General features: G+C 43.4%; 13 protein-coding genes. 7 read left to right on the forward strand and 6 right to left on the reverse strand.

The features are described from left to right. Positions 1–25: 25 nt before the first annotated feature. Both SWOO_RS01380 and SWOO_RS01385 read right to left on the reverse strand, forming a co-directional pair. On the reverse strand, positions 26–904 hold the full coding sequence (locus tag SWOO_RS01380; RefSeq protein ID WP_012322920.1) for a YjjW family glycine radical enzyme activase: 879 nt from the start codon (positions 902–904) through the stop codon (positions 26–28). A 22-nt stretch (positions 905–926) separates the two neighbouring features. Then, positions 927–2,483 carry a YjjI family glycine radical enzyme gene (locus SWOO_RS01385; protein ID WP_041417459.1) on the reverse strand — a complete coding sequence of 519 codons (1,557 nt, stop codon included), beginning with the start codon at positions 2,481–2,483 and terminating at the stop codon, positions 927–929. A 326-nt stretch (positions 2,484–2,809) separates the two neighbouring features. Between SWOO_RS01385 and acuI the strand changes: the two genes are divergently transcribed. Together acuI and SWOO_RS01395 are read left to right on the forward strand one after the other, a co-directional pair. After that, entirely contained in the window at positions 2,810–3,790 is a 981-nt protein-coding gene (gene acuI / locus SWOO_RS01390; RefSeq protein WP_012322922.1) for an acrylyl-CoA reductase (NADPH), read from the forward strand. 292 nt (positions 3,791–4,082) lie between these two features. Continuing rightward, complete coding sequence (locus SWOO_RS01395; RefSeq protein ID WP_012322923.1) at positions 4,083–6,080, forward strand: hypothetical protein; 1,998 nt, start codon at positions 4,083–4,085, stop codon at positions 6,078–6,080. A gap of 277 nt (positions 6,081–6,357) precedes the next feature. Here SWOO_RS01395 and SWOO_RS01400 read toward each other — a convergent pair whose 3' ends face one another. Then, positions 6,358–7,278 (reverse strand): LysR family transcriptional regulator, encoded by a 921-nt coding sequence (locus SWOO_RS01400; RefSeq protein WP_012322924.1) that lies wholly within the window; start codon positions 7,276–7,278, stop codon positions 6,358–6,360. A gap of 539 nt (positions 7,279–7,817) precedes the next feature. Between SWOO_RS01400 and SWOO_RS01405 the strand changes: the two genes are divergently transcribed. The 3 genes from SWOO_RS01405 to SWOO_RS01415 all read left to right on the forward strand — a co-directional run bounded on the left by SWOO_RS01405 (position 7,818) and on the right by SWOO_RS01415 (position 11,237). Continuing rightward, positions 7,818–9,338, forward strand: a complete 1,521-nt coding sequence (locus SWOO_RS01405) for a flavocytochrome c (RefSeq protein ID WP_012322925.1) — start codon at positions 7,818–7,820, stop codon at positions 9,336–9,338. Positions 9,339–9,366: 28 nt separating this feature from the next. Beyond that, positions 9,367–9,720 carry a cytochrome c3 family protein gene (locus SWOO_RS01410; RefSeq protein ID WP_012322926.1) on the forward strand — a complete coding sequence of 118 codons (354 nt, stop codon included), beginning with the start codon at positions 9,367–9,369 and terminating at the stop codon, positions 9,718–9,720. Between the two features lie 272 nt (positions 9,721–9,992). Further along, complete coding sequence (locus SWOO_RS01415) at positions 9,993–11,237, forward strand: cupin domain-containing protein (RefSeq protein ID WP_012322927.1); 1,245 nt, start codon at positions 9,993–9,995, stop codon at positions 11,235–11,237. 72 nt (positions 11,238–11,309) lie between these two features. On the opposite strand, the gene SWOO_RS01420 is transcribed toward SWOO_RS01415, so the two are convergent. Then, on the reverse strand, positions 11,310–12,185 hold the full coding sequence (locus tag SWOO_RS01420; RefSeq protein WP_012322928.1) for a LysR family transcriptional regulator: 876 nt from the start codon (positions 12,183–12,185) through the stop codon (positions 11,310–11,312). A 121-nt stretch (positions 12,186–12,306) separates the two neighbouring features. Between SWOO_RS01420 and SWOO_RS01425 the strand changes: the two genes are divergently transcribed. After that, the gene (locus SWOO_RS01425) at positions 12,307–12,975 is read left to right on the forward strand and encodes a TetR family transcriptional regulator (protein ID WP_012322929.1); all 669 of its coding nucleotides are present in this window, start codon (positions 12,307–12,309) and stop codon (positions 12,973–12,975) included. Here SWOO_RS01425 and SWOO_RS01430 read toward each other — a convergent pair. Both SWOO_RS01430 and SWOO_RS01435 read right to left on the reverse strand, forming a co-directional pair. Further along, a complete protein-coding gene (locus tag SWOO_RS01430) occupies positions 12,959–14,338 on the reverse strand; it encodes an ATP-binding protein (protein WP_012322930.1) in 1,380 nt (459 codons plus the stop codon). The genes SWOO_RS01425 and SWOO_RS01430 overlap by 17 nt on opposite strands. Further along, positions 14,326–15,009 (reverse strand): response regulator, encoded by a 684-nt coding sequence (locus tag SWOO_RS01435; RefSeq protein ID WP_012322931.1) that lies wholly within the window; start codon positions 15,007–15,009, stop codon positions 14,326–14,328. Before SWOO_RS01435 ends, SWOO_RS01430 begins: the two co-directional genes overlap by 13 nt. Positions 15,010–15,239: 230 nt before the next feature. On the opposite strand from SWOO_RS01435, the gene SWOO_RS01440 reads away from it, so the two are divergent. Further along, positions 15,240–15,704, forward strand: a complete 465-nt coding sequence (locus tag SWOO_RS01440) for a Spy/CpxP family protein refolding chaperone (protein ID WP_012322932.1) — start codon at positions 15,240–15,242, stop codon at positions 15,702–15,704. Positions 15,705–15,781 lie beyond the last annotated feature (77 nt).

The raw sequence follows: 15,781 nt of genomic DNA on the forward strand, positions 1-15,781 counted from the left end.
TACTTCAAACTTGTTATCCGACAAGTTAAAGATAAACATTGGGTAACACCAGATTAGCCACTCCACGTTCAGTTAGCCGTGCCGCTAGCTCAAGCATCTGCTCCTCACTGCAGATCGGCCAGTTGAGCGATTCACCTGTTACTCCATGGTGCTGAAAGGCATTTAGCTTGATTCTTACATTTGCTGGTAGCCGAGTGAGATAACTCGCAACAGCATCGATCTCACTGTCAAAGTCACTGACGTGCGGGATATGCAGCAGGCGGATTTCATACAGTTTACCGTGCTTGGCGAGCAGTTTTAGGGAGCTGAATACACGGTGATTATCTCGCCCTGTGATGTAGTTATGGGTCTCTTGCTGCCAAGATTTAAGATCGATCATTACGCCATCAAGGTAGGGCATTACCTGCAACCAACCGCCTTCACTTAAATAACCATTACTGTCTATCATGCAGCTAAGATGCATTAAATCTTGGCTAGCTTTAATGGCCTGAAACAGTTCGATAATAAACGGCAGTTGCAGAGTGGCTTCGCCGCCACTTATGGTGATGCCATTAATAAAGTGCACTTGGGCGCGAATAAGCTCTAGTATCTGCGGCACGCTGTACTGGCGAGTCTTGGGGCTAGATTGCTTAGGACAAGTGGATAAACAGATATCGCATTGAGTACAGAGATCACTGTCCCAAACTATCTTGGACTTTCCCTCTTTACTGCTGGTCAAGCTGAGTGCATTAACAGGGCAGGTCGCTACGCAATCGCCGCAACTGTTACACATATCTATGGTGTAAGGGTTGTGGCAATTTTTGCAGTTAAAGTTACACCCCTGCAGGAAGATAACCAGACGGCTGCCCGGGCCATCAACACAGGAAAAAGGGATTATCTGATTAACTGTCGCGACTCTGCTCATGTTTTTCTATCTACTTACAGTTTTAATCAGCGGCGTAGCTAGGTGATTGCTCATGGGCGATAACACGTGGCTGACGTTCAAGGATTCGAGTATTGGCTGCCGCATCAAAGCCCAAGCTTGTTGTGTTGGTGCGTGAACCTGCCTGCTTAAAGGTGGCAATATCGGATAGCTTAATCATATAGCCTGTGACTCGGACAAGATCGTTAGAGGCGACATTAGCGGTAAATTCCCGAAAACCTAAACTCAGCGCGCCTTTACACAGTTGCATCATCGCCTGTGGATTGGACTTGATGGTCTCATCTATGGTGAGGATATCGCTGATCCCTGAGGTGTAGTATTGGTGATGCTCAGCCAACGCTTGAATGTGAGCAATTGGATTTGGCTCAGTGCCGTAGGGGATGCGTACGCCAGGTGTGACCTCTTTGTCTATGCTGATGCCACCTTGTGAGTGCAGTAACGCGCGGCCATTATAACCGTAGGTAACTGGCGTTGATTTGACGATGGCATCAAGTGCTTTAGAGATCTTATGCCCGAGTTCGTTAGCGGCGGTGTTATGGCCATAATGGCTGCTTGGCTTATCTATGTTGTCTTCGCTGAATTCAGGTGTGCCTTGCAAGATATTGACTGCTTCTGCCATACCGTAAATACCAAACATAGGCGCGAAACGAGACTCTTCAATTAAGCCCTCTTTAACTAAGAAGCTATTAAAGAAGTTAGATTCTTCGTGGAGGAACTTCGATCTTGCTTCAATCAGTTCAAATGTTAATCGGCAGTACTTAGGCAGTATGTTATCGAAGAAGTCACTGATGCTATGTGCTGTTAGTGCCACCTCCTTTAGGTTCAGTCGCACTAAAGTGTTGGCGCCGCCAGCAAGTGGTAACGAGTTATAACAGCTGACAATGCCGAAGCCTCTATCATCGTAACTGTTAGCGTGAATTGGGTAGTTGGCAATATGAGGCTTGCTACATTCACAGATGTTATTGGCAGCGAGTTGCAGTAGTTCGTCGGGAGTGACGCTTGGGTCGTACATAAAGGTGAGGTTTGGCGCGATCTGTTTTAGCTCGGCATCGACACGTAAAATGGTTCGGCAGACAATATTATCCGTTGGGCCAATGTTCACATGCATAAAAGCGTCGGGAAGCGTACGGTCTAGCATGATCCAGAATAGCTTTATCTTACGGTAAATACTCTCTTCATCCAGCCCTTGGCAATAGGGCAGTAGCACCTCATCGAGTTGGCCTAGGTAGACAGGGATACTGGTGACCGATGGTACGTGGTGATAGATAATAGTCAGTGCATTTAGCGCCTCATCTAAATCTTGCGCCGCACTTAGCTCTAGGTATGTTGAGCCATTTTGTAGCAATTTGGCGTAATCTGGCAGTACATATCTTGGTTTAAAAGGCGCATGACCTTCAAACATGTCACAGATAACTCCAGTGCTCTTTGCTTGAGTAAGCTCTGGTGAGATAGAGAGGTAAGTTAGGCTCGCTTCCGCTTCTAGTGCTAAATAGTTTGATTTTTGTTTTGACGAGAGGTTTGGATCACGAATGATCTTAGCGAAATTATCTTGTGAGGCCATCAGGTTAATATCCATTTATAAATTATGGTTACTAGCATATGTGGAGAGATAGCTACTCATAAAGTGAAAAGCTGTTAAGTTTGCTTTTACGAAATGGAAATCTGCAGAGTGGAATCTCATTTATTGGTCTAATTGAGTACAACAGTGAAGTCGGCTAGTCTGGTTTAGTTTCTATACCATCAAAGCTCATGGATTTATGAGATCACTTTATCCATAACTTAGATGAGCATCATGCTCTATGTGCATTAATTAAATGCAAATAATGCACTTCAGTCATGACTTGTGTTCGATTATTATGTTACTTCACCATTTTAGAGAGGTTCATCATGTTCAATGCACTTATATTAACTCAAGAGGGTAAATCTACCCTGGCAAATGTTGGCCAGCTTCAGGTATCGGATCTACCCGAAGGTGAAGTGCTGGTGGATGTTTCATGTTCATCACTGAACTATAAAGATGGTTTAGCGGTAACCGGAACGGGTCGAATTATTCGTAACTTCCCTATGGTGCCTGGTATCGATTTTGCTGGCGTGGTGGTTGAATCTTCAGACAAGCGTTATAAAGCGGGCGATCGGGTGATCCTTACGGGCTGGGGTGTTGGAGAGAATCATTGGGGTGGCATGGCAGAAAAAGCACGCGTCAATGCCGACTGGTTAGTGCCAATGCCAGAAGCTTGTGATGCTGAAAAAGCGATGATGATAGGAACTGCAGGTCTAACGGCGATGTTATGTGTACAGGCCCTGCAGACTGCGAATATCCAACCTGATTCTGGTGAGATCTTAGTTACTGGTGCTAGTGGTGGTGTGGGCTCTGTCGCTGTTACTTTGCTTGCGAGACTTGGCTATAAAGTTGTTGCCAGTACAGGCCGAGCTGAAGAGAACAGCGAGCTACTTAAGTCCCTTGGCGCAGCAGAAGTGATGGAGCGTAGCGAGCTAGAGCAAGATGCCAGACCGCTTGAAAAACAGCGTTGGGCGGGAGTTATCGACACGGTAGGTAATAAAGTTCTTGCGACTGCGTTAGCCCAGATGAACTATGGTGGCGCAGCTGCCATATGTGGTCTTGCTGGTGGTTTTGCACTGCCAACTACAGTGATGCCATTTATTCTTCGCGGCGTGAGTCTGCTTGGTGTTGACTCTGTTTCCTGCCCGTTTGAGAAGCGTCAAAAGGCTTGGGAGCAAGTTTTATCCTTACTACCTGAAAGCTATTACCAACAAGCTGGACAAACGATTACTCTTGATCAAGTTCCTGAATTTGCAGGTAAGATTGTTAAAGGCGAAGTGACTGGTCGAGTGCTCGTTAAGCTTTAAGCTCTTAGAGTAAGTGGATCAATTCGAAATTTAGAGTTTTAAATCACTTGTAAAACTTGTTTCTTCAAAAGCATTCGCTAAGTCATAAGTATGATTTAGCGAATCTCTCTTTTTTACTTTTTCCTCTCTCTTATTTTGTTGTTATTCCAGTATTTCTTTGTTATTTTTCTGTTGCCTTTTGGTTGTTTTTTTGAGTCTGTTATTTAAGGGAAATATTCAGCGCTCTATTAACCGTTGGCTCATTCATTTAGTTGAATGAAATTCTCATAATAAAAATATAAGGAAGTATTTAATGTCTAACCATATTAAATTAGCGTTAGCTGTTTCAGCTGCGCTATCTATGTCTGGCTGTCTCGAAGTTGAAGATAACAATAATAACGATGATGTTGTTGCAGCTTTAGAAGCACAGAATCAATTACTGCAAGATCAAAATACCACTAATGCACTTCCCATCACTTTATCGGGAACCTTGAAAGGGGCGACAGATGATGTGGACCTGTCCGATGCTCAGGTTTCAATTAAGTTTGCTGGCGAGTGGTCGACGCCTGTGCCTATATCAGATGCTAAAATTTTACTGGAGAAGCAACCTGCCTATAGTGATTTCACCTTAAAGGTAGAAAGCCCTTCAGAAGCTTTTGTTGCTATGACATATAAGTCTATAACTAGACATTCTGGTCAAGGACAGGTTGTAAATCAAGATTTAGGTGAGATCCTTGTGGGCAAACCTAAAGAGAAGGTTCTGACTTTATTGCAGACCGGCGAGAATATTTTTGTTGAAGATCTTGCTGTATACCCTCTATATGAAGTGGAGCATCAAGGGTACAACATACATAATTTAGTGCTGCAACAACCAGAAGAGTTTGCAGGTTTCACCAAGGAAACTGGTGAATATAAGTTGATATTGGCTGAGGGGATCCCTACAGAGATTCATGCAGAACTCGACATTGATAGTGATGGCGTTAATGATTTTGAGTTAGAGCTTGGGCAGAGCGGCTTAGCATCTCAACTACTGAGTTCAAGTAAAGTTTGGGCTGAAGATACGCTTTATCTTAAAGAGATTAATCAGTTAAATGAATACAATTTACGATTAACTATATTAAATGAGCAGGGTGAAGTGTTAGAGGATGCGCGAGTCTCCTCGGAAAATAATGACCATGGCAATGCCTATTTTGATTATGACTCTGTGACTGGCCAGTATGTATTAGAAGCAGCCTATCGCGGTTGGCTTAATGTAGAGATTCCTAGCTTTCAGGTTGGAGAGTTACATTATACCAGTGCTGAAATGAGTATCTATGAAACAGAGTTTGAACAGCAATACAGAGTTTCTATCTCTGGTTCTCAATATCGAGTTTTTAGAACTGAAGTGGTAGAGGGTGAGTTGAATTTAGCAGTGAACTTATCAACATTTAGTTATGAATCTCCATCAATTGAGGTTCTTTCTAACAATGTAAAAGATTCATCTCTTGAGGTCTTCTATTCGGCTCCTGTTGCTTTAGTTGAAGAAGACAATGTGCAGACAAGTGTTGAGCTTATGGCAACGGATGCTATGACTATCATTCCTGGTAATACTCAGAACGATCAAGGGATTACTCCAGGTACTACTTATGTTATGCATGCTCCAAAGTCGGTAGGTACTAGTGTTGAACTTATGCTTAATGGCACCAAATTAACAGCTTCTCCAGCTGCAGAGTTAGCTGATGGGGAGTACCAGTACCGCGTTGGTGACCTAGTTAATGTGATTGCCGATGAAGAGCAAAATGTCTATAGCGATGATTCTGAAGGGTTTACTGTTTCTAAGTCTGCATTTAATGTGAATGATGTTGTGTTGGATAATCGAAATTACACGACTAATGGCGCTTTAATTGTTGCAAAAAATACAGCTGATGTAGTGGTAAATTGTAGCTGGTGTGGGGGAAGTGGTAATGTAAGACTTTATACGCCAACTTCTATTAACAATCTTGAAGAACTCATTTTCACATTAAAGTCATACACTAATAATGGAGTCGTTCAGGATTACCACAGAGAAATTAGAGTAGTAGTTGATGGTCAGCTGTATTCAACAAGTAAAGAGTTTATGTTGAAAGCCGCTCAAAATGAAAATATCAGTGCTAACTATTATTATCCACAGGTTGGTACGAGTTTGGATTCTGGTTATCGCTATTCAAACTATACATACCTTAATCTTAATGATGATGTAGTTGGAAGTGAGAACAGTATGACTTTTGATTATAGCTACACCACAAAAGAGGGTGATACCCAGACGGGAACAATTACTTATAAAGTTAAGTAGTTATTTTTCTTGAGTGTCATATCAAATGAAGCCCCGCTACCTGCGGGGCTTTTTTGTATAGGGATATAATTATCCCCGAGCGCCAGGGACGGCGTAGGAGGGGGCTTGTGTTTGGAACACCTATGCTGCTCGCCATGGATGGAGTACGAGCAGTATTTGTATAGGGATATACTTATCCCCGAAAGCCAAGGATGGTGTAGGAGGGGGGTTGTATAGGGATATACTTATCCCCGAACGCCACGGATGGTGTAGGGGGGGGGGGCTGGAACACTGATGGTTATTCAGCTTTTAGCAGTCTGCGTATTGAGTTTGATATCTCTTCTCTTAACCACTGTTGTGCTTTATCAAGTTCTGCCCTTGAGTGCCAAAATAGGTTGTAATCTAAAGGGGGAATATCGAAGGGAAGGGGTTTTACCCTGAGTCTATGTTTTAAAGCGGCCAGTTCGGCGATACCTGCTGGCAGTGTGATAATTGCGGGGTGAAATTGTAGAAGTGCCAAAGCACTGTCTAAGTGGGGAGTACGCAGTAACTCATCTCTTGGGGGATAACTTGCTATTGCAGCGTCGAGTAGGGCTTTGACTCCATCGCTGATGGCTATGGTTGCGTGTGGAAAATGCAGATAATCCTCTAAAGTTAATGCTTGATGCGCAAGAGGGTGCTCTGCTGATAATAAACAGCTCACCCCTACTCTTCCTAAAAATGTCTGATTCAGTTGTTGCGTTTGGCCTATGGCTCGGCAGATAGCCATATCTGCCCCCTGTACACTCAGCTGTGATTGCAGCTCTCTATGTTGAACAGGAATGATCTCTAACTTGATATTGGGGGCTTTGTTATAGATATCGGGCAGAATGAAAGGGATCAGAGCCTGCATCGCATAATCTGTTGCTGCTAAAGTAAAATGCTGCTGACATTCGTTTGGCACAAAGGCTTTAGGACTGAGCATTTCAATCAACTGACCAGTAGGTTGTTGCAGCTGTTGGTAGCAATCTAGGGCAAACTGAGTCGGTACCAGCTTTTGACCTACGCGAGAAAACAGTGGGTCGCCCAGCATCTCACGTAGGCGAGATAGAATACGGCTGGTTGCTGATTGGCTTAAGTGCAAACGCTTGGCTGCCTGAGTGACGCTGCACTCCTCAACTAAAATTTGTAGTGCGATAAGCAAGCTAAGATCTTGCCGATAGATATCTTCCAGTTCCATACCGAGTGATCATTTTTTCGAGCCGTTAATTGCCACAGCTTAACAGTCATACCAATCGGTATAAAGATGTGATCGCTCAGCGAGAATTTAGCGCTTCTGAGGCAAGGCAACGAGTGAGAAACATAGTTATTCTACGTTTAAGCTCGTTAACACTGCATCGGAGGCGCTAAAACTCGCCTGCAAGGAGTGTTTTTGGCTGCCTACTTCTGCGTTGAATAAACTCACAAGGGAATAACCGTTCCGTCATTTATTCGCCTTGAATTAGCTTGCCAAAAGACTCTGAGTAGAGCACTTATCTATACTGATTGGTATCATTTCAAACCATGCTCGTGTTTCCTCTATTTAAGGAGCTAGCTTCCATTTTGGAACTCATTCCTATCCGTTACTCATAGTGGTGAAATTGGATAATTTTGACTTAGCCTCAAGTTTTACACTTCAACGGTTTTAATTGAGTGCAACAGTTGTTGTTACTCCCGTTTTGGAACTGATTCCACCTTTATGCTTCATGAGTCAATTAAAACTAAAATGGGTGATGACAGATGAGCAATAAAGATCTGCTAGGACGCCGTAATTTCATCAAAGGAATGGGAGCGGCTGCAGGTGTCGCAATGGCTGCACCAGCGTTAGCCGTTTCTGAAAATGCGAATGGCGTTAAATGGGACAAAGAGGTTGAAGTTCTAATTATCGGTTCAGGCTTTGCAGGTTTAGCTGCTGCAATTGAAGCGACACGCAAAGGCGCAAAAGACGTTCATATTTTTGAGAAAATGTCTTACTTTGGCGGTAATTCAGCAATTAATGGTGGCTTATTTGCAGCACCTGATACGCCAATGCAAAAGCAAGAGGGCGTTAAAGACTCTGTTGATACTATGGTCGCGGATCAGCTAGCGGCTGGCCGTGGTATTGCTGATGAAGCACTGCTTCGCCATGTTGCAGAGCATGCTGTCGAAGCTCTGCAGATGACGCTAGATGCTGGCTCCGAATATCACCCATACCTACAACAACTTGGTGGTCACTCCGTAGCACGTACTTACCAAACGACGGTCAGCTGTGGTGCTGGTATAACCCAGCCGCTATTGCAAGAGTGCCGCAAGCTTGGGGTTCATACCCATAACCGCGCTAAATTTGATGGTTTTATTTTAGATGAAAAAGGCGGTGTTGTAGGCGTTAAAATGCGCGAAGGTTACTACTTCGATAAGCCAGAATCAGGCAAATTAGTCCGTATTAAAGCTAGGCGCGGCGTGATCATGGCGACGGGGGGCTTTGCTCAAAATATCAATATGCGTATGGCACAAGACCCAACATTAACTGCTGAGGTGGGCTGCACTAACGCACCTGGCGCTACTGGTGAAGGGATGTTCGAAATGTTCCGTCTAGGAGCTGTTCCGGTCCACTTGGCGCATATCCAGTCTGGGCCATGGGCATCACCAGATGAAGGTGGTTTTGGTTATGTATCGAACTACTCTATCTATAACTTTCCACATTCAATCGCGATAGACCGTTTAACCGGTAAGCGCTTCATGAATGAAATTGCTGATCGTAAGACCCGTGCTGATGCAGAGTTGAACTGTCGCGATGCACAAGGTAATCCGCTGCCTCCGATTTTAATCACTAGCTATGAAGATTCTAAGCAGCATCCGAATACTAAGAAAGTATTGAAATACAATGTCGGTTGGAAGTTCGACTCAATAGACGCCTTAGCTAAACATTTTGACGTGCCATTAGCGCCGCTTAAAAAGCAGATTGCTGAGTATAACGACTACGTTAAGACGCAAAGTGATCCACAGTTCGGCAAGAATATGACTGAAGCTAAGGGTAAGTTTATCCAAGCACCTTTCACAGTGGTTCGTTTATGGCCAAAAGTGCATTACTGCCAAGGCGGCGTGCAGATCAACACCAACGCTGAAGTGAAAGATAGCCTAACAGGTAAACCTATCTCAGGTTTATACGCAGCGGGTGAAGTATGTGGTGGTATTCATGGTGTTAGCCGATTAGGTAGCTGCTCGATTCCTGAATGTATGGTGATGGGGATGACTGCTGCTCGCATCATGATGCAAGCTTAAGTTAATAGGCCAATGAGAGGACTGACAAATGAAAATGTATAAATTGATGCTTGGCCTTGTCTTAGCTGGATTAGTAAGCTTATCAGCACAAGCGATTGAGCAACGTGATTACCACAAAGAGGTGATCGGCAAGGATTGCAAGAGCTGCCACGATCAAGGTGTGAAGAATTACCCTTCAGATCAGGCTTGTCTGCAGTGTCATGATGTGGACGAACTGGCTGAAGAAACAGCACGAAGTGAAGAGGATAAGTGGCAAAACCCTCACAATAATCTGCATTACGGTAAAGAGCTTCCCTGTATCGAGTGTCATGGTGAGCATGAAGCTAAGAAGCCAATTTGCAGTAATTGCCATACCTTCAAGTATGACAAGCATAAAGAGTAGGTATTCACTCTTGTAAGAAATTGATACGTAAACCTTATCTGTTTATTTCTCCCTGCATAAAAAGGCTACTTAGGTAGCCTTTTCTATTTTTACCTTAATCTTATTTTTGCTTGACGTTATACCTAGATTTGCCACTTTGATTTGATAACTGTGATCCCTATAGCACCACGTATGTAGAAGTAAGGGAGAGCTATATTTTTGGAATAGATTCCATCGGTATCGTTTCGTTATTAGATGATCTTTATAATGAAATTAGATACAGGGTAATAGCAATGAAATACATGGTGTTGTTTAGCGGCTTACTATTCTCTAATGTTTTAGTGGCTAGTGAGTTACCAGATTTTCTGGATATGAATGATATTGAGAATGCTAAGTTTCAATGTTTGGGAGAGTCCCCGCAGTATAGTGCACAAGATCAAAAGTATATTGATATTCTCTGGGAGGAAACACTTACTTATTTACGAGCTTACGCCGAAGCATTAACTAATGATCAAAACAGTGGTTGCTTAAATTCAGATATTGCAATGGTAGATTCTACTGAAGGTGGTCAGCACATGTGCGTGATGGATCGTCGTGATATGAAACTGATGGTTAAGAATGTCTATCAAGTGATTAATAACGCTGATGCAGCGAAGAAGTGTTTTGGCGCTCGTGAAGATGTGAGTTGGATTTATAGTCCTGGTGGTGAATTAGAGAGCCGCTCTGAAGTTGCTCAATGGATTAATCGCACCACATTCAAACAGTTTTTTGATAAGCAGGTGACTGATAAAGAGGTGCAGCAATATGGGAAGAGCTTCACTGAAAATTTTTATAAAATGGTAACAGGTAGTGAAATTAAAATGCCTGCGGTATTCCCACATGATATTAGTGCTAATGCATTGCCAAACCTCTGGGCATCGGCGGGCTGGTTCCCTATGTATGCTGAAGAAAGCGAGCGTAATGATAAGAACTTTAATAACATTCGCGGTGGTTATGCTTACGCTGAAATCTTTGGCCATTGGGGACTATTACGCATTGATGAAATCAATGGTGAAAAGGTCGGTGCAGAGATTGGCATGACAGTGCAGGCAGTGAACTCCTTGTATCCGTTCCATAATCATGCTGTCTCAGAGATGTACTACAATATGCGCACTCCGGCTTGTGCCAACCAGTTTAGAACGATGGCAATAAGAGAAGACTCGCCTTTAATTAGAACGGTTAAAGAGGACAGTAAAGTTCGTCGTGTGCAATTTGATGAGGGGCAGCATAACTCACAAACGATGTGGCTTTCGGGGAGTAATGCTCAAGACTCACTTACCTATTTCCATCAAAATACCATTCATGCTTTTGATATTGATGGTCAATGTGAGGCTAGCCCAGAAGAGCGAGCCATAGTCTCTGTTTGGGCAAGAAGTAATGCCCATGACACCAGAAATGATTACGGCACGACGCTTTTATGTGAATCAGCTAAGCACCCTGGAACCCCGGCCAAGCGTGGCGAAGTTATCCAATGTGACTTAACAAAAGTTAAATGGTGACCCCTAATCATTAAAAACATCGGGGCTAAGTCATTATCGATTAGCCTCGTTAAAGTCTTGAGTGTAGAGCTCTTAATTAAGTGGCACTTCACCTAGCTCTTTTACGTTCGCTTTGATTAAGTCGATTAACTGATTGGTTGCTTCGGTTTGTGTATCAGGGTTGAGATACAAAGACTCATTGAAGACTGGTAGTGAGGGAATGTTGTGCTCTACGGGATCGATGATCTGCATTTTATCGTTAATGCGAAACTCTGCAATAGGAGCTATTACCAGATCGTTTTCCACTGCCATACACATGGCTGCTGGTGAGGGAGTCGATAGCAGTACGCTCATTGGACGCATTGAGATTTGGTGATTGGCAAACACCTGAGCTCGGATGGGGCAATTTTCGGGGTACAGCGCCATAGGTATTGTCTCCCGTTTATGGGCGTTGCCACCTTTTGCGGCGACCCAATGAAAACGACGTTCAAATAGCAATTCGCCATGGCCTGCTGCTGGTGGATGCCAGTGAGTGGCGACAATCAGATCAAACTCACCATTATGTAAACGTTTATAGAGATTACCGCTGACATCAGTATCGATAATTAACTCTATACAGGTGAATTCGCGAATAAACTCTAATAAGCAGCTACCAAGGTAACGGTTGATGTAATCGGTAGGAACGCCTAAACGTATAGATTCTCGGTTCTGACACTCCTTCAGGTCATCGAGTGCTTTTGAACTCAGTTGCATCATCTTATAAGCATAATTAAGCAGTGTCTTTCCTGAAGCGGTAAGAGTGACGCCCTTGTTGTCACGGTGGAGTAAAGGCTGACCAACACTCTCCTCTAATTTCTTAATCTGTAAGCTTAATGCTGATTGAGTACGACATATTTTCTCAGCTGCTTTTGATAGGTTGCCACTCTCGGCGATAGCAATGAAGCTTTCAAGCAATTCGATTTTTAACATCAGATATTGATTTTATTCATAGTGGTATCAGTATTACTCAATATCTGAATGTACCAAAGCTTGTTACCTTGTAACTGTGACGTTAATAAATTATCAAACTAAAAAGTGTGATGAGGTCGATATGAGCAGTTGGAAACAGCGGGAACAGTACTTAGTGCAAGTCGCTCAACGTTGCCTTCAGGGGCATAAAACTTTCGATCTTTATCGCTCGCATTTAGTTAACGCCAGTCAAATTTCGAAGGGGACTATCTATAATCATTTTACGACAGAGGCAGATTTAATCCTCGCTGTTTCCTGTTGTGAATATGAGTATTGGCTTGGGTTGGCAAAGCAAGATCTTAAGGAGCATCAAGATCCATTAACGTGCTTTTTGTATCATCACTGTAACCGCCTATATTACACCTTGTCAGAGAAGCGATTTGTCGTTGACAGGGTCATGCCAAACCAAGATCTGCTTAATCAAGCGAATGAGTTACTTCGCCTGCGCTTTGAGACGCTATATGAGGAGTACGTAAGTTTGAATAAGCGTATGATCTTGGATATTGGAGAGGTGGCTGGTTTTGATAGAGTCGAGCTGGTTATGAATTACTTACGAGGTGCGATGATTAATAGTGATGATGCTGATAAACATTTTGGCGATGTGCAACTTTACTATCAATTCAGTTATGCATTGAGCCAGTTAATGGGACACTCCGATAGGAGGATCCCCACTAAACTGGCATTCGCTGCTTGGTTGTCTGCCAAGCATAGAGAGAAGCATCAAGTAACCATAATCAACTCGGCAGCTTAATGATGATCTCTAACCCTTGAGAGGCACGATTTTGAGCCGTGATCTCGCCTTGGTGAGCATCGATTGCAGCCTTGGCTATGGCTAAGCCGAGCCCCCAACCACCTGATTCTCGTTCACGGGCACTTTGAGGTCGGTAGAAAGGTTTGAAAATCTCGTGTAGATCTTGCTTATTCTCGATGCCAGGACCATCATCGCTAATCGTTATGATAATTTGGTTACCTGCCGCTTGGGCGATAATATTAATCTCCATCTCTGCATAGCTAATGGCATTTCTTAGTAAGTTCTCTATCGCCCTCGCAAGAGGCCTAGGGTTTGTGGGCAGTGTTATCGCATCATCAATATCGATGACCAGCCGCTTTCCCTGTTGAGATGCCTCGAAATCTGCATCATCTAGCACCTGATTTAAGGTTTCATTGAGTGAAACTAGGTGTTTAATATCGTGCCTATTGAGCTTTACCCGAGAGAGCTCTAACAGCTCGGCAATCATCAACTCCAACTGCTCAGCTTCATAACCGATACGTTGAGTCTCTGCTGTATCAACTCCCTTTTTTCGAGCGAGTGCTAGGGCGAGCTGTAACCGTGTTAATGGCGTTCTAAGTTCGTGTGAGATGTCACTTATCAGCCTTTGTTGACTGTTAACCATATTTTCAACAGAGTCTGCCATGCCATTAAAAGCTTGAGCAAGTAGCCCTATTTCATCTTTACGTTGAGTTGTTGCATCATCGACACGATTTGTTAAATCACCAGCGGCTAATGAGTCTGCACTTAATCTCAGCGTTCGTAGTGGTTTGCCTAAGTGCCAAGCAAGTAGGCCACAAAGTAGTCCAGATAGAGCGATCGCTAGGCTCAATGTCAGTAATTTATTTTCGGCTAAGAAGAAAAACCAAGGCCTTGGGTGGTGATCGGCAAAGCGCCCATAGAGAGAGTATTGCTTACCAGTAACATCAAAGTTGTAAGGGCCAAATAATAGCTCATTCTTGAACTGATGGCTGATAGGTTGGTTAGCCTCTTCTGCCATCAGCATAAAGCGGCGCATTCCGCGAGAAACTTTGTCCGTATTGATCACCCTACCTTGATCGTTGACCAAATAGAGACGAACAGGCTTGCCTTTAAAGTTGCGGCGATGTGTTAGGCGGCTAAGTTTTCCAGCTTCGAGTAACTGAGGCTGGTTGCTAATTCGATCTGCAAATTTAGAGAGCAGCTTCTCTAAGTGGGGGGGAAGCGGTGCTCGGTCGTGATTTTGCTGTAATAAAGGTAGCAGTCCTACCGTCGCGATGATAATAGAGCTGCAGAGCCAGAAGCCAAGCAGCAGCTTGATGAATATTCTATTAGGGATCTTGTCCGGCGATATTATGGAAGCCAAATGTAGCCTTTGCCTCTTATTGTTTTGACCCTAGGACGGCCATCAGTACGATCAGGCAGCTTTTTACGTAAGTTAGAAAGGTGCATATCTAGGCTGCGATCAAACGGCATAAGTTTTTTACCTAATACCTTCTCACTTAATAACTCTTTGCTGATGAGTTCGCCACCATTTTGGAGCATCTCAAAAAGTAGGGTGAATTCAGTGCCAGTTAAAATCAGCAACATATCCTGACAGTAGACCTCTTGCCGACTTGGATCTAGCTTAATATCACCATATTCATGGATACTAGGCTGAGTTTCATCGATTTGCAGGTTAGTGCGGCGAATGATGGCCTTGATGCGGGCAATCAGCTCTCTGTCATTAAACGGTTTTGGTAGATAATCATCGGCGCCTATCTCAAGCCCAACGACGCGGTCTATCTCATCCCCCCTCGCAGTTAGCATTAGCACTGGAGTCTGTTTTTTCACTCTTAAAGCTTTTAACACTTCAAAGCCGTTAAGCTTAGGTAGCATCACATCAAGTAAGATCAGATCAAACTTTTGCTCAAGTGCCAGCGCTAATCCAGCTTCACCATCATTGGCCAATGTCAGCTTAAATCCTTCGAGCTCTAAAAGCTGGCCCAATAACTCAGATAGACCTAAATCGTCATCAATCAATAAAATATGGTTCATTGTTAACCTTAAAATGTCTGCTTACATGCTGAGTATACCTTGTTAGGTGTCAATTGCAGTTTATCAATGTAAGTCTACGTAAAGACAGCCTAAAAGCGTTGTGAAACAGACTGACGCAGGATATTTACAGTGTTTTACGAAACTAAAACCCTGACTTACATTGAGCTAGGTAAACTAGGTTTTGAAAATGGAGAGCTGGTTCTCCCCTTTATATTAACGAGGCTAGAATAATGAAAAAGAATACTTTAAAGGCTGGGCTGCTTGCCATAGTAGCAAGTACGACATTAATGGCATCGTCGGTCTATGCTGGAGATGATCATCAACATCATGGAAAATCTCACCATATGAAAGGTGAGCGTTCAGGTCATCACGGTGATATCCGCAAGATGTTTAGAGGGTTAGATCTTACTGATACCCAAAAAGCAGAGATAAAGGCTTTAGTCAAAGAGCAAAGAAAAGCAATGAAAGAGGAGCAAGTATCTAAAGAGGAGCGTTCAGCGCACCGCTCTGAATTTTTTGCTCTCATCAGTGCTGACAATTTTGATGAAGCCAAGGCTCAAGCATTGATCGAGAAGAAACAGCAGAAGCGACAGGAAAAAGGAGTGGCTATGCTGAAAATTCAAAATGAAGTTTATCAACTCTTAACACCTGAGCAAAAGGTGAAGTTTAAAGAGAAGTTTGAAAGGAGACATTAGTAAGAGGGGAGAGGGTAAATCTGCTCGTTAGAGTCGGTTTTTCTCAATAATATAAGATACACTTAGGATCATCTTCT

It is taken from the genome of Shewanella woodyi ATCC 51908 (assembly GCF_000019525.1).
Taxonomy (GTDB): domain Bacteria; phylum Pseudomonadota; class Gammaproteobacteria; order Enterobacterales; family Shewanellaceae; genus Shewanella; species Shewanella woodyi.

What these genes read in the sequence shown, in the direction of transcription:
- SWOO_RS01380 (WP_012322920.1), bottom strand. Translation starts at nt 904, where the DNA reads ATGAGCAGAGTCGCGACAGTTAATCAGATAATCCCTTTTTCCTGTGTT.
- SWOO_RS01385 (WP_041417459.1), bottom strand. Translation starts at nt 2,483, where the DNA reads ATGGCCTCACAAGATAATTTCGCTAAGATCATTCGTGATCCAAACCTC.
- acuI (WP_012322922.1), top strand. Translation starts at nt 2,810, where the DNA reads ATGTTCAATGCACTTATATTAACTCAAGAGGGTAAATCTACCCTGGCA.
- SWOO_RS01395 (WP_012322923.1), top strand. Translation starts at nt 4,083, where the DNA reads ATGTCTAACCATATTAAATTAGCGTTAGCTGTTTCAGCTGCGCTATCT.
- SWOO_RS01400 (WP_012322924.1), bottom strand. Translation starts at nt 7,278, where the DNA reads ATGGAACTGGAAGATATCTATCGGCAAGATCTTAGCTTGCTTATCGCA.
- SWOO_RS01405 (WP_012322925.1), top strand. Translation starts at nt 7,818, where the DNA reads ATGAGCAATAAAGATCTGCTAGGACGCCGTAATTTCATCAAAGGAATG.
- SWOO_RS01410 (WP_012322926.1), top strand. Translation starts at nt 9,367, where the DNA reads ATGAAAATGTATAAATTGATGCTTGGCCTTGTCTTAGCTGGATTAGTA.
- SWOO_RS01415 (WP_012322927.1), top strand. Translation starts at nt 9,993, where the DNA reads ATGAAATACATGGTGTTGTTTAGCGGCTTACTATTCTCTAATGTTTTA.
- SWOO_RS01420 (WP_012322928.1), bottom strand. Translation starts at nt 12,185, where the DNA reads ATGTTAAAAATCGAATTGCTTGAAAGCTTCATTGCTATCGCCGAGAGT.
- SWOO_RS01425 (WP_012322929.1), top strand. Translation starts at nt 12,307, where the DNA reads ATGAGCAGTTGGAAACAGCGGGAACAGTACTTAGTGCAAGTCGCTCAA.
- SWOO_RS01435 (WP_012322931.1), bottom strand. Translation starts at nt 15,009, where the DNA reads ATGAACCATATTTTATTGATTGATGACGATTTAGGTCTATCTGAGTTA.
- SWOO_RS01440 (WP_012322932.1), top strand. Translation starts at nt 15,240, where the DNA reads ATGAAAAAGAATACTTTAAAGGCTGGGCTGCTTGCCATAGTAGCAAGT.